This is a genomic window from Pseudomonas syringae CC1557 (assembly GCF_000452705.1).
GTDB lineage: Bacteria > Pseudomonadota > Gammaproteobacteria > Pseudomonadales > Pseudomonadaceae > Aquipseudomonas > Aquipseudomonas syringae_F.
The window spans coordinates 3,454,518-3,472,523 of record NZ_CP007014.1 but is presented as its reverse complement, the minus strand read 5'-3'; the positions used below and the strand labels follow the sequence as shown (position 1 = coordinate 3,472,523).

The 18,006-nt window shown below is 59.5% G+C and carries 17 protein-coding genes; 11 read left to right on the top strand and 6 right to left on the bottom strand.

Features of this window, described 5'->3' with window-relative positions:
* Positions 1-19 precede the first annotated feature (19 nt).
* Positions 20-925 carry a LysR family transcriptional regulator gene (locus N018_RS15245; RefSeq protein WP_024646532.1) on the bottom strand — a complete coding sequence of 302 codons (906 nt, stop codon included), beginning with the start codon at positions 923-925 and terminating at the stop codon, positions 20-22.
* Positions 926-1,028: 103 nt separating this feature from the next.
* Between N018_RS15245 and N018_RS15240 the strand changes: the two genes are divergently transcribed.
* Together N018_RS15240 and N018_RS15235 are read left to right on the top strand one after the other, a co-directional pair.
* Positions 1,029-2,231, top strand: a complete 1,203-nt coding sequence (locus N018_RS15240) for an aspartate aminotransferase family protein (protein WP_025390135.1) — start codon at positions 1,029-1,031, stop codon at positions 2,229-2,231.
* Between the two features lie 126 nt (positions 2,232-2,357).
* Complete coding sequence (locus N018_RS15235; protein WP_025390134.1) at positions 2,358-2,891, top strand: DUF4174 domain-containing protein; 534 nt, start codon at positions 2,358-2,360, stop codon at positions 2,889-2,891.
* 48 nt (positions 2,892-2,939) lie between these two features.
* Here N018_RS15235 and N018_RS15230 read toward each other — a convergent pair whose 3' ends face one another.
* Complete coding sequence (locus N018_RS15230; RefSeq protein WP_025390133.1) at positions 2,940-3,380, bottom strand: CBS domain-containing protein; 441 nt, start codon at positions 3,378-3,380, stop codon at positions 2,940-2,942.
* A gap of 225 nt (positions 3,381-3,605) precedes the next feature.
* Between N018_RS15230 and N018_RS15225 the strand changes: the two genes are divergently transcribed.
* Positions 3,606-5,969 (top strand): DNA polymerase II, encoded by a 2,364-nt coding sequence (locus N018_RS15225; RefSeq protein WP_025390132.1) that lies wholly within the window; start codon positions 3,606-3,608, stop codon positions 5,967-5,969.
* Here N018_RS15225 and N018_RS15220 read toward each other — a convergent pair.
* Positions 5,966-6,811 carry an NAD-dependent protein deacetylase gene (locus tag N018_RS15220; RefSeq protein WP_025390131.1) on the bottom strand — a complete coding sequence of 282 codons (846 nt, stop codon included), beginning with the start codon at positions 6,809-6,811 and terminating at the stop codon, positions 5,966-5,968. The genes N018_RS15225 and N018_RS15220 overlap by 4 nt on opposite strands.
* Positions 6,812-6,982: 171 nt before the next feature.
* Between N018_RS15220 and N018_RS15215 the strand changes: the two genes are divergently transcribed.
* Positions 6,983-7,825, top strand: a complete 843-nt coding sequence (locus N018_RS15215; RefSeq protein WP_025390130.1) for a PhzF family phenazine biosynthesis protein — start codon at positions 6,983-6,985, stop codon at positions 7,823-7,825.
* Positions 7,826-7,948: 123 nt separating this feature from the next.
* Here the strand turns inward: N018_RS15215 and N018_RS15210 are convergent, their stop codons facing one another.
* Both N018_RS15210 and N018_RS15205 read right to left on the bottom strand, forming a co-directional pair.
* Positions 7,949-8,788 (bottom strand): TIGR03915 family putative DNA repair protein, encoded by an 840-nt coding sequence (locus tag N018_RS15210; RefSeq protein WP_038401332.1) that lies wholly within the window; start codon positions 8,786-8,788, stop codon positions 7,949-7,951.
* Positions 8,785-10,005, bottom strand: coding sequence for a putative DNA modification/repair radical SAM protein (locus N018_RS15205; RefSeq protein WP_025390128.1), 1,221 nt, complete (start codon positions 10,003-10,005; stop codon positions 8,785-8,787). The genes N018_RS15210 and N018_RS15205 overlap by 4 nt, the downstream gene beginning before the upstream one ends.
* Positions 10,006-10,194: 189 nt before the next feature.
* On the opposite strand from N018_RS15205, the gene N018_RS28305 reads away from it, so the two are divergent.
* From N018_RS28305 to N018_RS15190, 4 genes are read left to right on the top strand one after another with little or no spacing between them, the layout of a single operon-like run.
* The gene (locus N018_RS28305; protein WP_267872184.1) at positions 10,195-10,326 is read left to right on the top strand and encodes a hypothetical protein; all 132 of its coding nucleotides are present in this window, start codon (positions 10,195-10,197) and stop codon (positions 10,324-10,326) included.
* On the top strand, positions 10,290-11,072 hold the full coding sequence (gene aztA / locus N018_RS15200; RefSeq protein ID WP_032632965.1) for a zinc ABC transporter ATP-binding protein AztA: 783 nt from the start codon (positions 10,290-10,292) through the stop codon (positions 11,070-11,072). The genes N018_RS28305 and aztA overlap by 37 nt, the downstream gene beginning before the upstream one ends.
* Positions 11,069-11,938 (top strand): metal ABC transporter permease, encoded by an 870-nt coding sequence (locus tag N018_RS15195; RefSeq protein ID WP_024646522.1) that lies wholly within the window; start codon positions 11,069-11,071, stop codon positions 11,936-11,938. The genes aztA and N018_RS15195 overlap by 4 nt, the downstream gene beginning before the upstream one ends.
* Positions 11,939-11,949: 11 nt before the next feature.
* Positions 11,950-12,846, top strand: coding sequence for a metal ABC transporter substrate-binding protein (locus N018_RS15190; RefSeq protein ID WP_024646521.1), 897 nt, complete (start codon positions 11,950-11,952; stop codon positions 12,844-12,846).
* A 50-nt stretch (positions 12,847-12,896) separates the two neighbouring features.
* On the opposite strand, the gene N018_RS15185 is transcribed toward N018_RS15190, so the two are convergent.
* Positions 12,897-14,045: an aldose epimerase family protein gene (locus N018_RS15185; RefSeq protein ID WP_025390127.1), complete on the bottom strand. Its 1,149-nt coding sequence runs from the start codon at positions 14,043-14,045 to the stop codon at positions 12,897-12,899.
* Between the two features lie 299 nt (positions 14,046-14,344).
* Between N018_RS15185 and N018_RS15180 the strand changes: the two genes are divergently transcribed.
* The 3 genes from N018_RS15180 (at position 14,345) to araG (ending at position 17,996) form a co-directional block, all read left to right on the top strand.
* Positions 14,345-15,217, top strand: a complete 873-nt coding sequence (locus N018_RS15180; RefSeq protein WP_025390126.1) for an SMP-30/gluconolactonase/LRE family protein — start codon at positions 14,345-14,347, stop codon at positions 15,215-15,217.
* Positions 15,218-15,404: 187 nt separating this feature from the next.
* Positions 15,405-16,418, top strand: coding sequence for a substrate-binding domain-containing protein (locus tag N018_RS15175; protein ID WP_024646518.1), 1,014 nt, complete (start codon positions 15,405-15,407; stop codon positions 16,416-16,418).
* A 54-nt stretch (positions 16,419-16,472) separates the two neighbouring features.
* Positions 16,473-17,996 (top strand): L-arabinose ABC transporter ATP-binding protein AraG, encoded by a 1,524-nt coding sequence (gene araG, locus N018_RS15170; RefSeq protein ID WP_025390125.1) that lies wholly within the window; start codon positions 16,473-16,475, stop codon positions 17,994-17,996.
* Positions 17,997-18,006: the final 10 nt, after the last annotated feature.

The window sequence follows — 18,006 nt, the reverse complement described above, 5'->3', positions numbered from 1 at the left end:
ACGTTTAACCCTGCCAGCATTACCGCCCCCAACGGCCCATCGCAAACTCCACAAAACTTCTCAGTTTAGGCAGTCGATAACGGTCCTGTACGTACAGCAGGTTCATCGGTCTTCTGGGCAGATGGTAGTCGGGGAACAGGGCAACCAGCCGGCCCTCCTGCACGTCTCGCTGAACCAGCGCATCCGGTAGCATCACTATGCCCATCCCTGCACGAGCCGCCTGATAAAGAGCGGCGGAGGTGTTGGCAACCATCGAGCCGCTCACGTCCACCAGCACTTCGCCTTCAGGACCGGTCATGCGCCACAGCATGCCAGCAGTGCGCCATTCGTCTCCTGCCGGGTAGGCGAACGCCAGGCAATTGTGCGTACCAAGATCCGCCGGGTGGGTTGGCGCGCCATTGCGATCCAGATAATCCTGCGCGGCGCAAATGGTGAGGGTGTAGTCCTGCATCGGTCGCGCAATCAGGGGCGAAGAGTCTGGAATATTGCCCAGGCGAATGGCGACGTCAAAGCCATTATCGACCATGTCCAGGCGTTGATTGGTCAGCACCAGATCGAGTTTGACTTCTGGAAAGCGCCGCGAGAATTCGACCAGTGCAGGCGCCAGCACTTCAGAGCCAAATGTCAGCGGTGCAGTGACGCGCAATAGGCCAGTCGGATCGCCCTGTGCCTGTTCGGCCATTTGCTCGGACTCGGCTACCAGCCCCAGCACTTCCAGGCAGCGCTGGTAATACGCGGTGCCGAACTCTGTCAATCGCTGACGGCGAGTGGTGCGCTGCAGAAGGCTGACGCCCAGACGCTGCTCCAATGCGCGCAAGTGATTGCCGACCATCGTCGTGGAAATCGAACACGCCTGTGCCGCTGCCGTCAGGCTGCCGGTTTCAACCACCTTTACATACACACGCATCGCCTGAAACAAATCCATTGTCAATCTCAGCTTTAAAATGATTGAAGTATTTCGCTGTTTATCCAGAGCAGGTGGTTAACGATACTGGAAAAACTGAAACATACCCAAGGAGCTTCACGTCATGACCACCACCTGCCTGATGACCACTTACCAACCGCTTGCCCTGAGTTTCACCCACGGGCTGGGCACGCGCTTGTGGGATCAGGCCGGGCGCGAATACCTGGATGCGGTGGCCGGTGTCGCGGTGACCGGGGTAGGGCACTCGCACCCGTTACTGGTGGAGGCGATTCGCGAGCAGGCAGGTTTGTTGCTGCACACCTCAAATCTGTACAGCATTGACTGGCAGCAGCGGCTGGCGCAGAAACTGACCGAGGTATCAGGCCTGGAGCGGGTGTTTTTCAACAACTCGGGCGCGGAGGCCAACGAAACCGCGCTCAAGCTGGCGCGCCTGCATGGCTGGCACAAATACATCGAACAGCCCCTTGTGGTGGTGATGGAAAACGCTTTTCACGGTCGTACCCTGGGCACGCTGTCAGCCAGCGACGGACCCGCCGTACGCCTGGGCTTCAGTAAGCTGCCGGGGGACTACGTCAAAGTGCCATTCGGTGATCTGGCGGCGTTCGATAAAGTCTGTGCCTCTCACGGCCATCGTATCGCTGCGGTCCTGGTCGAGCCGATTCAGGGCGAGGGCGGCGCGCAGGTGGCGCCTGCCGGGTATCTCAAGGCGTTGAGAGAGCGCTGCACGCGGCGCGACTGGCTGCTGATGCTCGATGAAATCCAGACTGGTATGGGGCGGACCGGCAAGTGGTTTGCCTTTCAGCACGAAGGCATCGTGCCAGACGTCATGACCCTCGCCAAAGGGCTGGGCAACGGCGTGCCGATTGGCGCCTGTCTGGCGCGCGGCAAGGCGGCCGGTCTGTTCACGCCTGGCAGTCATGGCAGCACGTTCGGTGGCAACCCGCTGGCCTGCCGAGTGGGCTGCACCGTTATCGACATCATCGAGCAGCAGGGGCTGCTGGAAAACGCCCGCGTGCAAGGGCAGCATCTGCTTGAGCGGCTGCGCGAAGTGCTGGGTGATCATCCTCAGGTGCTGGAGATCCGCGGCCAGGGGCTGATGATCGGCATCGAGTTGCAGCAGGCTATTCCCGAACTGACCCGCATCGCGGCTGAGCAACACGGCTTGTTGATCAATGTGACGCGCAGCAAGGTCATTCGCCTGTTGCCGCCGTTGGTGCTGGATGCCGCCGAGGTGGAGCAGATCGTGCAGCGGCTGGCGGCAACGCTGGACAGCGCCGGCCAGCGGTTATTCAAGCGTATTGCATGATGAAAGAAAGGGATTTAGGAAAAGGACTACGCCGGGCTGTACCGGGATGACCCATATGCGGTAGAAGAGACAAGCATCGCGTGTGTCTGCGTGATGGCTACCCAATGGATTTGAAAGGAGCCCACCATGTTAATCCGGTCCCTGACCCTCGCCACCCTGCTTGTCGCTGCCGGTACAGCGCTGGCTGCCGACAGCGACGGCCCTCTGGCACAGGAGCGCGGCAAGTCGCGACCCTTGATCATCATCGCGCCCAGCACGCTTGATCCCACGCTGGTCAGCCTCAAAAAGGCGCTGCAAGAACCTGCCAACCGCGAGGCTTTTGTACAGCGCAACATGGTGCTGTACACGGTGGTCAATACCATCGGCGAACGCGATGGCAAAGCGCTGGACCCGCAGTCGACCATGGCCTTGATCCGTGAGCTGAAACTGGGGGCGGGCGTGAAGACCCGGGTCATTCTGGTGGGCAAGGATGGCGAGAAGAAGATCGAAAAATCAGAGTCGGTAGATCCCAAAGAGATTTTTGCCACTATTGATCAGATGCCGATGCGCGAGAAGGAAGCGGCCACCCCGGCGCCCGAGCCGGAAGCAAAGCCGGCACCGGCTGAAAAGCCCGGCAAGCCCGGCAAGGGCGCCGCACCTGGCAAGACGCTGGATGATTGATACGGTTGCGCGCGGGTTACCGCGCGCTTCGCATCTCTAACCGACAGATCATTCGCCGCGAATGTACTGTTCAAGCTGCTGAATCAGGCTGGCCTGCTCGGCTATTGCTTCCTTCACCAGGTCGCCGATCGACAGCAGGCCCAGCAGCTGCCCGTTTTCCACGACGGGCAGGTGACGCAGATGGCTGTCGGTCATGATCCCCATGCAGGCTTCCACTGTCTGTTGTGAATCGACGGTGATGACCTTGCTGCTCATGATGTCACTGACCGGCGTGCCCACCGATGAGCGTCCCTTGAGCACCACCTTGCGTGCGTAATCGCGTTCACTGACCACGCCAACCACAGCGCCGTCTCTGACCACCGGCAATGCGCCGATGTTTTTCTCGGCCATCAGCCTGAGGGCTTCCAGCACCATCTGGTCCGGGCCGATGGTATGCACCTGCTGATTTTGCAGGTCCTTCAGTTTCAGCAGTTGGGCAACGGTTTTCATGACGCTCTCCGAGATCAGGACCTGATTGACTGTAGTGCGATTGCAGCGCCACTACAGAATCGTGCAGTCCGCAGAATCGGGCAAGCGTTAAATCAGGATCAGGGGCATAGATGCAATCAATCGTCAGCGTCTGCTGAATATGACTTGAAATCGACCGCCAACCGCGCCTTTACCTTTCAGGCCAAGTAGAATCAGTACCTTGACCGTAGCCTTGAGGGCGTAGCGTTGGATTTACCGCAGGGCTTTATCCTGAGTCGGCACTGGCAAGACACGCCCGCCGGGACCGAGGTCGACTTCTGGTTGGCCACTGATCAGGGGCCTCGCCATATCCGTCTGCCCTGTCAGCCTTCAGTGGCATTCATTCCCTCCGAACAGGGTGAGCGCGCGCGGTTGCTGTTGCGCAGCGAGCGTGGTGTGGAGTTGCGCCCTCTGGAGCTTTGTGACTTTCGTCATCGCCCGGTGCTGGGCGTCTACTGTCAGCAGCATCGGCAGTTGATGAACATCGAAAAACTGTTGCGCAGAGGCAACGTGGACGTCTACGAAGCAGACATTCGCCCGCCCGAGCGCTACCTGATGGAGCGTTTCATCACCGCGCCAGTGCAGTTCAGTGGCACGCCGAATGCCGATGGCGTGTTGTGTGAGGCGCAGATCAGGCCGGCACCCGACTACCGGCCCAATCTGAAACTGGTATCGCTGGACATTGAAACCACCGCGCGGGGCGAGCTGTATTCCATCGCGCTGGAAGGCTGCGGGCAGCGTCAGGTCTATATGCTCGGCCCGCCAAACGGCGGTGATGAGGCGCTGGATTTTCAGCTCGATTATTGCGACACCCGCGCACAGTTGCTGGAGCGCCTGAACGACTGGTTGGCGTTGCATGACCCGGACGCGATCATTGGCTGGAACGTGGTGCAGTTTGACTTGCGGGTGCTGCATGAGCACGCGCAGCGCTTGCAGGTGCCGCTGCGGCTCGGACGTGGCGGGGAGGCGATGGGCTGGCGTGAGCATGGCAGCCGTAACAATCACTTTTTTGCCGAAGTCAGTGGCCGGCTGGTCATTGATGGTATCGAGGCGTTGCGCTCCGCCACCTGGAGTTTCCCTTCCTTCAGTCTGGAATACGTCGCGCAGACGCTACTGGGTGAGGGCAAGGCCATCGACACGCCTTACCAGCGCATGGACGAGATCAATCGCATGTTCGCTGAGGACAAGCCTGCGCTGGCACGTTACAACATCAAGGACTGCGAGCTGGTAACGCGCATATTCGCCAGGACCGAGTTGCTGACCTTCCTGCTGGAGCGCGCCACGGTGACCGGCTTGCCGGCTGATCGCAGCGGTGGCTCGGTTGCTGCATTCTGCCATCTGTACATTCCGCTGATGCACCGCCAAGGCTTCGTCGCTCCCAATCTGGGCGAGCGTTTACCGGAAGCCAGCCCCGGCGGTTTCGTGATGGATTCGCAACCCGGGTTGTACGAATCGGTGCTGGTGCTGGACTACAAAAGCCTCTATCCGTCGATCATTCGTACTTTCCTGATCGATCCGGTGGGTTTGATAGAGGGCATGCGTCATCCCGAAGACAGCGAGTCAGTACCGGGTTTTCGCGGTGCGCGTTTTTCCCGCAAGCGACACAGCCTGCCAGCCATCGTCGAGCGCGTCTGGCAAGGCCGGGAAGCGGCCAAGCGCGAGAAAAACGCGCCGCTGTCCCAGGCCCTGAAAATCATCATGAACGCGTTCTACGGGGTTTTGGGTTCCAGCGGCTGCCGCTTTTTCGATCCGCGGCTGGCGTCTTCGATCACCCTGCGCGGGCACGAAATCATGCTCAAGACCCGCGACCTCATTCAGGCCCAGGGCTACACCGTGATCTACGGCGACACCGACTCGACATTCGTCTGGCTGGGCCGTCCTCACGGTCAGGACGAAGCAGCCACCATTGGCAAGGCGCTGGTCCAACAGGTCAATCTGTGGTGGCACGAGCATCTGCAGAACGAATATGGCCTGCACAGCGCGCTGGAGTTGCAATATGAAACGCATTTTCGACGCTTTCTGATGCCGACCGTGCGCGGGGCCGAGGAGGGCAGCAAGAAGCGTTACGCCGGGCTGGTCACCCGCGCCGACGGTTCCGAAGAAATGGTCTACAAAGGCCTGGAAACGGTACGCACTGACTGGTCGCCGCTGGCCCAGCGATTTCAGCAGGAATTGTATCTGCGCATCTTCAAGCGTCAGCCTTATCAGGACTACGTGCGCGACTACGTGCAGCGCACGCTGTCAGGTGAACTGGATGACCTGCTGATCTATCGCAAGCGACTGCGCCGCAAGCTCGATGACTACCAGCGCAACGTGCCGCCGCATGTCCGTGCAGCGCGTCTGGCCGACGAGTACAACGACCAGCAGGGGCGGCCGAAGCAGTACCAGAGCGGTGGCTGGATCAGCTATGTAATGACCACCGCCGGCCCGGAACCGCTGGAGATACGCCATGCGCCGATTGACTACGATCACTACGTGACGCGCCAGTTGCAACCGCTGGCCGATGCGATCCTGCCGTTCGTGGACGACGATTTCAGTACCCTGATCGGTGGACAGCTCGGGCTTTTCTAACGCGTGATCAACTGCTCGGCAAGCCATGGCAATACCTGCTCACACGAGGCCTCGATCTTCATGTTCAGCAACTCGTCGGCGCGGGTCTTGCCATGGTTGATCGCAATCACCGGCTTGCCCTGTTCGACCATCGCCTTGCACAGGCGGAACGCCGACCAGGCCATCAATGATGTCCCTACTACCAGCAAACCCTCTGCCTGCGCGACGCTTGATGTCGCTTGTGCAGCGGTTTGCGCGGCAACGTTTTCACCGAAGAACACCACGTCCGGTTTCAGCCGGTCGCCGTGACAGTGCGGGCATTCGGGGACCTTGAAGCCAGCCTCGAAGGCTGGGTCCAACAGGGTGTCGCCGTCGGGTGCCTGTATGGCGTGGACCCCGGCCAGATAGGCGTTCAGGGCAATCATCTGTTCCTGAATCAGCGCCCGGTCGCTGCGTTGCTGGCAATCAAGACACAGCACCCGGTGCAAGCTGCCATGCAGCTCGATCACGTCATGGCTGCCCGCCTGACTGTGCAGAGCATCGACGTTCTGGGTGATCAACCCGCTAATGGCGTTTTCGGCTTGCAGCGCAGCCAGCGCACGGTGCGCGACATTGGGCTGCGCGGCCCGGATACGGGGCCAGCCGAGCATTGCCCGCGCCCAGTAACGCTGGCGTGCAGCAGGGTTGCCGACAAATTCCTGGTACATCATCGGCTGCTTGCCACGCCGCACTCCGTCCTTGTCGCGATAGTCCGGAATGCCTGACGCGGTGCTGATACCTGCACCGGTCACGACCAGGAAGGCCTTGTCGGTCATTGTCTGGCAAAGCGTTTCGAGCTGACTGTAGGGTTTGCTGTCCAGCATCTTCAAACCTCGGATGACCAGCGTTACGTCTCTGGGTTACGTAGTCGCAAGACTAGCCGCCAGTGCATGAGCTGTGAGCGATCGGGGCGGAAGTTGGTTCAATATCCCGTTGTTCATTGCGCCGCAGACATGGCAACCTTGGTCTTTTATCGCCTTGCCAAGGAAGCCCTGATGCGATCGTTCGATTTCAAGCAACTGGATGTGTTCAGCGATCAACCGTTACTCGGAAATCCGCTGGCGGTGGTGTTGGGGGCAGACGGATTGAGTGACGAACAGATGGCTGCGTTTGCACGCTGGACCAATCTGAGTGAAACCACGTTTCTGCTGACACCGACAGACCCGGCAGCCGACTATCGGGTGCGCATCTTCACAACGCTCTGCGAGCTGCCGTTCGCCGGGCACCCCACGCTGGGCAGTTGCCATGCATGGCTGGAAGGTGGCGGCGTGCCTCGTGGCAAGGAAATCATCCAGGAATGCGGGATCGGTCTGGTGCGTATTCGCAAAGACGTCTCCGGGCTGGCCTTCACCGCGCCGCCGCTGTTGCGCTTCGGCGCGGTAGACGCCGGGCTGATCGAGCAGATTCGCCTCGGCATGAAGCTCGATGCGGGTGAAATTCTGGATGCTCGCTGGGTGGATAACGGCCCTGGCTGGGTAGCGATTCGTCTGGCAGACCGCGCCACGGTTCTGGCTTTGCAGCCTGACTATGCCCAATTGAACGGTCTGAAAATCGGCGTTGTCGGCCCATGGAACCCTGAGCTGGATGGCGATGAGGCGCAGTTTGAAGTACGCGCTTTCGTGCCTGGCGATGGTATGGCCGAAGACCCGGTGACCGGCAGCCTGAATGCTGGAATTGCCCACTGGTTTCTGGAGGAAGGCCTTGCGCCTGAATGCTACGTCGTCAGCCAGGGCGCTGCACTCGGGCGCAAGGGCAGGGTGACCGTTGAGCGCGTTGGCGAAAACATCTGGGTGGGCGGCTCGGTGGTGACCTGCATTGATGGCCGGGTTTCGTTTTAGGCCTTGGCCTCGATTACCACGCGGAGCGTTGGAACGAGAGTCATGCGGTGTCAGCCCCATTTTTCGGGCTCTTCAGAGTTATGGGTAACGATGAGCGCAGAGCATTGGTGCAGGAGGCACCGATCAGTCCTTCAACGCGATCTTCTTGCCGCGCCGGGCGGCGATGTCGCTGGCCTGACCGTCGCGCTGCTTGCCAGTGCGGGCCTGGGTGATGAGGGCCGGGATCAGCGGGCCTTCCGGCAGGTTTTTCCAGAAGCGCGAAGGGAAGTGACCTTCCATGACTTTCGGGTTCAGTCGGGCAGGGTTGAAGATATGGCTGTAATAGGTCAGCCATAGCTCGCCGTGGGGGTCTTCCACCTGCCGCGCCATGGTCTTCCACGCATCCGGGCAGCGGCGCTCATGAATCAGTTGCTTGCCGTCGTAATAGACACCATCTTGCGGCGTGGCAATCATCCAGCGGTGCTGGCCCATACGGCCTATGAAGTGCTCGCTGGCGCTTAGCAGAATATCGTGGGCCGGCTCATGCCAGGCCACGTATTGCGGGCACATGATCGCTGCGTCATTGTCGGCAGGCGGCAGGGCTACAAAACGCAAAAAAGCATGCAGGTGATGCGCCTCGCGGCGCACTGACTTGAGACGCCGATGCAACTCGCTGCCCAGCTTGTCGCCCGCCATCATGGCCGTTCGGTCACCATGCGTGACGCGCCATAGCACTTCGTACAGCAGGCTCCAGCGCTGCTCACCACGATAGCGCGACGTGCTTTCCAGCAGTTGCAGCAACTCCAGTGGAACACGCGCCTGAAACGGCCCGGACTCTTTGGGGTATTGTTCTTCGCTGCCAAACAGGTCGGCAGCGTCAGGCGACTTCCAGCTGACCTGGCTGGGGTCGATCTGGTGACTCAATAGCCAGCGTGCCTGGGTTCGCCAAGTGTCGAACAGATCATCACAATCAAGGCAGATCATCCCCACAGGCCCATTTGCTGAGGTTGCGGCCGGTCGCGCAACTGATGGTGCAGAAACTCGCTGGTAGTCTCTGCCTGCGGCGGGTGGTAGTCGCTGGTGATGATGAACGGCTTGGCCTTGGCCAGCACGCAACGCATGCGGGTCAGGTCTTCGTAGCGTATGCGCCGCTGCCTGCGCAGTTCGACCAGCCTCTGCGTGGTGCGAATGCCGATGCCAGGCACTCGGGCGATAAGCGCCGCGTCGGCCTTGTTAAGGTCCAGCGGAAACACCTGTCGATTGCCCAGCGCCCATGCCAGTTTGGGATCGATGTCCAGCGCAAGATCACCTGGGCCGTTGAGCAGCTCGCCAGCGGTAAAGCCATAGCCGCGCAGCAGAAAATCTGCCTGATACAGGCGATGCTCGCGCATCAATGGCGGGGCGGCCAGAGGCACGCTATTGGGGCTGTTCGGGATCGGGCTGAACGCCGAGTAGTAGACCCGGCGCAGTTTGAAGTCGCTGTACAGCGATTGCGCACTGTGCAGGATGGTGCTGTCGTCGGTGGCATCCGCGCCGACGATCATTTGCGTACTTTGCCCGGCCGGCGCAAAGCGCGGCGAGCGCGGTTCGTTGCGCACGGTCTGTTCGCCGGTATAGATGGTCTGCATCGCCTGCTTGATGGAGGCCACGTCTTTTTCCGGTGCGAGTGTTTGCAGGCTCAGGTCGGTGGGCAGCTCGATGTTGACGCTCAGCCGGTCGGCATAACGCCCGGCTTTTTCGATCAGCGCCGGGTCGGCATCGGGGATGGTCTTGAGGTGGATGTAACCGCGAAACTCGTGCACTTCGCGCAGTAGCCTTGCGACCTCGACCAGCTGTTCCATGGTGTAGTCGGCCGAGCGAATGATCCCCGAACTCAGAAACAGCCCGCTTACGCAGTTGCGCCGATAGAAGTCCAGCGTCAGGGTGACCACTTCTTCAGGCGAAAAGCGCGCACGCGGCACATCGCTGGAGCGGCGGTTGACGCAGTACTGGCAGTCATACAGGCAAAAGTTGGTGAGCAGGATCTTCAACAGCGAAACGCAGCGCCCGTCTGGCGTGTAGCTGTGGCAGATGCCCATGCCATTGGTAGAACCCAGCCCGGATTTGTTCTGCGAGCTGCGTTTCGGGGCCCCACTGCTGGCGCAGGACGCATCGTACTTGGCGGCGTCTGCCAGGATGCTGAGCTTGTCGATGAGCTGCATGAAGAGACCCTTTACTGTTTGTATATACAGTATCGGGTTGCTGCGGCGGACTCAAGCAGCGCTGCCCTGATCAGACCGAAGGTCAGCAAGCATAAAAACGAACATACACATTTTTCTTAAATGTTATTTTATAACGAAACGTGTCGACCGTATGTAATACTGTAACGAATAATTGCAGGTTATTCGCGCGTGAAATCTTCTCAATCTCCCTCGATCTCGGCTTCTGTGCTGGCTCAATCGGCCTGGAAGCGAGTGCTGTTTTCCCTCGCGGTACTGGGGCTGTTATGGGCGGCCATCGGCTGGTCGGTGGCTATTCCGTGAGTGCCGTCATCCGCCTCGAAAACCTTACCGTGGCCTACGAGCGCCGCCCTGCGGTGCATCACCTCAACGGTCGATTCGAGGCGGGCAGCCTTACGGCCATCGTCGGACCCAACGGTGCCGGTAAATCAACTCTGATCAAAGCCATTGCCGGGACCATGAAGCCTGCACAGGGGCGCGTTGATCGAGGCCGTCTGGCAACCCGCACCATCGGCTATCTGCCGCAGGCTGCCGAGATTGATCGCAGCTTCCCGCTAAGCGTTGCCGATACGGTATCCATGGGCGCCTGGCACAGCATCGGGCCGTTTCGTAGCCTGACGCGCAATCACGCCAGGCTCACCGCAGAAGCGTTGCACACCGTCGGGCTTGAAGGGTTCGAAAGTCGCAGCGTAGGTTCGCTGTCGTCCGGCCAGTTCCAGCGCGTGCTGTTTGCCCGATTGTTGCTACAGGATGCTTCGGTAATTCTGCTGGACGAACCTTTCACCGCCATCGACGCGCGTACCACTCGCGATTTGCTGGAACTGGTCCGTGCCTGGCACGGGCAGGGCCGCACTGTGATTGCTGTGCTGCACGATATCGATCAGGTGCGTCAGCACTTTCCGCAGACCTTGTTGATGGCCCGTGAAGCCATTGCCTGGGGCGAGACGGCCGACGTGCTCAGCGTCGCCAACCTGCGCAAGGCGCGCAACATGGCGGAATACTGGAGCCCCGACGCGCTGTTGTGTGATGCCGAGGATGAGCGCCCATGATGCTCTACAGCCTTGTAGTCGAGCCGTTTATCGAATTCGGTTTCATGCGCCGCGCATTGGTGGCGTGTCTGGCACTGGGCATTGGCTCAGGCCCGGTGGGCGTGTTGTTGATGCTGCGGCGCATGAGCCTGGTAGGCGATGCCATGAGCCACGCGGTGTTGCCGGGTGCCGCGGTGGGCTTCATGGTCGCTGGTCTGTCGCTGCCCGCCATGGGCTTTGGCGGGCTGATCGCCGGGCTGGCGGTGGCGTTGCTGTCCGGGCTCGTCAGCCGCCTGACATCACTGCGCGAAGACGCCAGCTTCGCCAGTTTTTACCTGACCTCGCTGGCTGCCGGTGTGCTGATCGTGTCGCTGCACGGCTCCAGTGTCGACCTGCTGCATGTGCTGTTTGGCACCATTCTGGCCATCGATGACGCATCGATTTACATGGTCGGCAGCATCGCCTCATTCACGCTGGTGTTGCTTGCGGTGATCTACCGTCCGCTGGTGCTGGAGTGCTTTGATCCAGGCTTCCTGCGTGCGGTGGGCGGGCGGGGATCGCTGTATCACGTGCTGTTCCTGCTGTTGGTCGTGCTCAATCTGGTTGCAGGTTTTCAGGCGCTGGGCACGTTGATGGCGGTCGGCATGATGATGCTGCCGGCGACGGCTGCGCGTTTCTGGAGCAATTCGCTGAGCGGCCTGATGTTGATTTCGACGCTGATCGCCACCTTGTCCGGTCTGATCGGCCTGATCGTTTCCTATCACCTTGGCGTCGCTTCGGGTCCCGCCATCGTGTTGACCGCCAGTACGTTCTACGCGTTTTCCCTGCTGTTCGGACGCACGGGCATCGTGCGTCGACTGTTTCCCAAACCTCACTTGGCTCACTGAAAAGGTATGTCATGAAACGATTGATGCTGTTGAGTTCGATGGCTGCACTGGCGTTGTCCGCGTTCGCCAGCCTGGCCCAGGCCAAACCGCTTGAGGCGGTGGCATCCTTTACCGTCATCGCCGACATGGTCAGCACGGTTGGCGGCGAGCGTGTTCACGTCAAATCCCTGATTGGCCCGAATGGCGACCCGCACGTCTACGAGCCAACGCCGAGCGATGCCCAGGCGCTGAAAAATGCGGACCTGGCCTTTGTCAGCGGCCTGCATCTGGAAGGCTGGATGGATCGGCTGATCAAGGCCTCAGGCTATAAAGGTCAGCCTGTGGTGCTTTCGCAAGGCATCAAGACCCGCAGCATGGATGAGGACGGCAAGAGCATTGTCGATCCACATGCCTGGAACAGCGCTGCCAACGGGGTGATTTATGTACGCAATATTATTGCCGCGCTGAAAAAAGCCGACCCGGAAGGTGCCAGCGAATACCAGGCCAACGGCGACCGCTACATAGCCGAGTTGCAACAGCTGGATCAGTACGCCAAGGATCAGATTCGTTCGGTCCCGGCAGCCAGTCGCAAGATTCTGACCTCCCACGATGCATTCGGTTATTTCGGTGATGCCTACGGCGTGAAGTTCCTGTCGCCGCTGGGCCTGTCCACTGAATCCGAGGCGTCAGCAGCGGATGTGTCGAAACTGATCCGTCAGATCAAGGCCGAGCACGTCAGCGCGTACTTCTTCGAGAACTCCAGCGATCCGCGTCTGGTCAAGCAGATCGCCCAGGCCAGTGGCGCCCAGCCTGGCGGCGAGCTGTACGTTGAGTCGTTGTCGCCAGCCGATGGCCCTGCGCCGACCTACGCGAAGATGTTTCGCTACAACGTCGATACGCTGACCGCAGCGATGAAACGCAGTCAGTAAAGAGGAGGGCGCGCAGCCTTTGGCGGGCAAGGGCTGCGCGATTCTACGCCTCAGTTATTGAGGAATTTGAACACAGTTGTCTGGGTGTAAGCCTTGCCAGGGTCCAGTCGAGTGCTCGGGAATTTCGGCTGGTTGGGTGCATCAGGGTAATGCTGGGTTTCCAGCGTAAACGCGCCCCAATGCGGGTAGACCTTGCCGCCCTTGCCGTGGATGCTGCCATCCAGGAAGTTGCCGGTGTACAGCTGCACGCCAGGCTCGGTGGTGAACAGCTGCAGTGTCCGGCCTGACTGCGGGTCGCTGACCTCGGCGGCCAGTTTCTTCACATCCCCTTTACTGTCCAGTACCCAGTTGAAGTCAAAGCCGCCTTGCTTGGGTTCGGCGTACTTGAGCTGTTGGTTGTCATCCTTTATGTGCTTGCCGAACGCAGTGGGCTTGAGGAAGTCCATCGGCGTGCCGGCCACGGCGGGCAGTTCGCCGGTCGGGATCAGCTTGTCGTTGACCGGGGTGTAATGCGAAGCGTGCAGGGTGGCAACCTGTTTGAGAACATCGCCGCTGCCTGCGCCCGCCAGATTGAAATAGCTGTGGTTGGTCAGGTTCAACACCGTCGGTTTGTCGGTGGTGGCGCGGTAATCGATTTTCAGCTCGTTCTTGTCGTTAAGGCTGTAGGTGACTTCGGTCTGCAGCGTTCCCGGGAAGCCCATCTCGCCGTCTGGCGACACGTAGGTCAGCTTCACGCCGACTGAATCACCGGTCTTGGTTTCCTGCGCTTTCCACAGGCGTTTGTCGAAACCCTTGTCGCCACCATGAAGAGCGTTGGTCTTGTCGTTGAGCGGGACCTGATAGGTCTTTCCATCGAGGGTGAATTTGCCACCCGCCAGGCGGTTGCCGAAACGTCCGATGGTCGCACCGAAATACACCGTACCGTTGTTCTGATAGCCCTGCACGTCATCGAAGCCCAGCACGATGTCTTCCACCTTGCCAGCCTTGTCGGGTACCAGCAGTGATTGCAGGGTCGCGCCATAGGTGATGATGCTGGCCTGCACACCATGGCTGTTGCGCAGGGTGTATTTTTCGACGGCGGTGCCGTCCGGCAGTTGGCCAAAGGAGCTGTGTTCGCTGGAGAGTGCTGCGGCCTGTGCGGTCAAGGTGCTGATCATCAAAGACAGTCCAAAGGTGCTGAGAAGAGCATGCTTTTTCATCTGATCTACCCACTTTTATTGTTATTGGTAAGACTATTTGATCGGATTTCTTCCGATGCATGGATTTATAGACGATAAAATGCTGCTTGAAAAATAAATTGTAATACTATTTAGTAGCGCAAGCGTCACTGATGGCTGATTAGCCACCTTAGCCGATCTGCCGACTTTTTTGCCGGCCAGACCGAATTCAGGAGAAGCGGGTTGGCTGACGGCGAAGGCTGGCAGAGCCTGTGACATGAACATCCAGACGCAACACACGTTAAAAAGTGCCTTTACAACAATAACAAAGGACATTTTTCATGAACTGGCTGCCCGTTTCCGAGCACCGTTTCAAGCTGGCCGAGGGGTCCTTCTGGGACGCCGAGGAACAGGCCTTGTACTGGGTCGACATCGCCGGCTTTCTGGCCTGTCGGCTGATCGCCGGGCAGTACCGCCAATGGCGGATGCCCGAACCGGTTTCCGCGTTCATCCCGACCACCCAGGGCGATGCTCTGGTGACCTTGGCCAGTGGCGTTTATCGCCTCGACCTTGCCTCCGAAAAAACCTCATTGTCGTTGTTTTGCGTGGCAGACCCTACCCCTGGCAACCGCGCCAATGAAGCCCGCTGCGATGCGAGTGGGCGCCTGTGGCTGGGCAGCATGCAAAACAATATTGACGCCGAAGGCGGTGATGTTCCTCTGGTTCGTCGCTCTGGCGGGCTGTTCCGGATCGAGGCCGATGCACGCGTGGCGCGGCTTCTGGACGGGCAGGGCATCGTCAACACCCTGCTTTGGAATGCCGACGGCAGCGTGTTGTACAGCGCCGATACCCTCGACGAGGTCATTTACCAATACCCGGTGCTGGCTGATGGTGCGCTGGGACCACGCCAGATATGGGCGGCCGAGCACAGCCGGGGTTCGCCCGACGGTTCGGCCATGGATGCCGAGGGCTATGTGTGGAACGCGCGCTGGGGCGGCAGTTGCCTGATCCGCTTTGCGCCCGATGGCAGCGTCGACCGGGTGGTCGAGTTGCCTGTCAGCCATCCCACCAGTTGCGTGTTCGGTGGTCCCGATCTGGAGACGCTGTATGTCACCAGCGCAGCGCCAGGTGATGCACACGGTCAATTCGACGGCGCGGTATTGGCGGCGCCCGTCGGCGTCAAAGGGAAGGCGTGTCAGCGCTTCGCTGGCTGATGCAAGTGTGGGTTGCCGGCGCTTATTGCTACAGGGTATTGCGACGGCGATTGCAGAAGTGACACTCGGTTACAGAGCGGTCAATCATTATATGGTATGACTATTTGATCGGTAGCAGATGCATGCGCGTCTGCTACCGCCACCCTGCTGAACGTTGTAGCTATTCAATAAAAATAAGGAGTTAGCTATGTTGAGTCGTCATGGGATTCGCTCCCTGTGCTGTGCCGCTGTTGCCACTGCCATTCTGGGCATGAGTGGCGTTACCTCGGCTGCCGAAGAAGTCAAAATCGGCTTTCTGGTCAAGCAGGCTGAAGAGCCCTGGTTCCAGACCGAGTGGCAATTCGCCGAAAAAGCCGGGAAGGAGCTTGGCTTCACTGTCATCAAGATTGCCGTTCCCGACGGCGAAAAAACCCTCTCCGCCATCGACAACCTGGCCGCCAACGGCGTTAAAGGTTTCGTGATCTGCCCGCCTGACGTTTCTCTCGGTCCTGCGATTGTTGCCAAGGCCAAGGCTAATGGCATGAAAGTCATGGCTGTGGACGACCGCTTCGTCGATGCGAAAGGCAAGCCCATGGAGGATGTTCCCTATCTCGGCATGGCGGCTTTCGAAGTTGGCCAGAAGCAGGGCGCCGCCATGGCGACTGAAGCGAAGAGCCGCAAGTGGGATGAGGGCGATTGGAAGAACACCTACGCGATCATCAACACCTACAGCGAACTCGATACCGGCAAGAAGCGTACTGATGGCTCGGTGGATGCGTTGAAAAAAGCAGGCTTGCCAGCCGATCACATTCTGTTTTCTCCGCAAAAGACACTTGATGTTCCAGGAGGCATGGACGCTACCAACTCGGCTCTGCCAAAACTGCCGAGCGCCGCCAAGAACCTGATCATCGGCGGTATGAACGACAACACCGTACTGGGCGGCGTACGTGCCACTTCGGGCGCCGGCTTCTCTGCCAAAAACGTGATAGGGATTGGGATCAATGGCACCGATGCCATCGATGAACTGAAGAAAAAAGAGAGCGGCTTCTTTGGTTCGATGCTGCCGAGCCCCGACAAGGAAGGCTACCGCACGGCCGAATACGTGTTCAATTGGGTCACCAAAGGCGTGGAGCCGCCGAAGTACACCGCTATGGATGATGTGACATTGATCACTCGTGAAAACTTCCAGGCTGAACTGACCAAAATCGGTCTGTGGAAGTGAGCTGAGCGAGGGGCCTGATCTCGGGCCCCTCAACTGTGCGAGGAGGTTGGTTTCATGCAACAGGCTATTGAGCTTCAACCCATAAGCGGCGCCCTGCGTTTCAATGGCATCGGCAAGGTATTCCCTGGCGTCAAGGCGCTGTCTGACATCACTTTCGAAGCCCGCCCCGGCAGTGTTCATGCACTGATGGGGGAGAACGGCGCAGGCAAGTCGACACTGCTGAAAATCCTTGGCGGATCGTATCAGCCCAACAGTGGCGATCTGCAGATCGGCGACCAGGCTCATCAGTTCAAGTCCACTGCCGACAGCATCGCAGCGGGCGTGGCAGTGATTCACCAAGAGCTGCATCTGGTGCCGGAAATGACCGTCGCCGAGAACCTGCTGCTCGGGCACATGCCCAATCGTTTCGGCTTGATCAATCGTGGCGCGATGTACCGTCGGGCCGCCGAGTTGCTCAAGGGGCTGGCTGACGAAATCGATCCACATACACGGCTGGGCGATCTTTCGCTGGGCCAGCGGCAATTGGTGGAAATCGCCAAGGCCATGTCGCGCAATGCCCATGTCATTGCCTTCGATGAACCGACGAGCAGTTTGTCGGCGCGCGAGATTGACCGATTGATGGCAATCATCGTGCGGCTGCGTGACGAAGGACGAGTGATTCTTTATGTGTCCCATCGCATGGAAGAAATCTTCCGTGTCTGCGATGCGGTGACGGTTTTCAAGGACGGACGTTTCGTCAATACGTTCGAGCAGATGGCCGATCTTGACCACGACCGACTGGTGACCTGCATGGTCGGTCGCGACATTCAGAACATTTACAACTACCGTCCGCGCAAGCATCAAGGCCCCAGCCTGCGCGTCACCGGGCTGATGGGCCCGGGGCTGCATGAGCCGGTCACATTTGCCGTGCAGAAGGGTGAGGTGCTGGGCTTTTTCGGGCTGGTGGGCGCGGGGCGTACCGAGTTGTTTCGCCTGTTGTCGGGGCTGACCCGCAGCACTGCAGGCAGTCTGCAACTGGATGGCCAGCCGCTGACCCTGAAGTCGCCGCGCGATGCGATCGAGGCCGGGATTCTGCTGTGCCCAGAGGACCGCAAAAAAGAAGGCATTGTGCCGCTGTCGAGCGTTGCGGAGAACATCAACATTGGTGCCCGGCCGCGGCATGTGAGTCTTGGCTGCCTGATTCAGCGTGGTTGGGAACGCGACAATGCGCGCGATCAGATCAAGTCGATGAACGTCAAGACGCCGTCACCGGATCAACAGATCATGTTCCTGTCCGGTGGTAATCAACAGAAGGCAATTCTTGGACGCTGGCTGTCGATGCCGATGAAGGTCCTGCTGCTGGACGAGCCGACTCGGGGTATCGACGTCGGTGCCAAATCTGAAATCTACGAGATCATTCACGACCTCGCCGCTGACGGTATTGCGGTAATTGTGGTGTCCAGCGATCTGATGGAAGTCATGGGTATTTCAGACCGCATTCTGGTGATGAGCGAAGGTGCTATCACCGGCGAACTTAACCGCGACGAGGCTGACGAGTCGCGACTCCTGCAACTGGCTCTGCCACGCACGCGCGGCTGACAATCGGTCC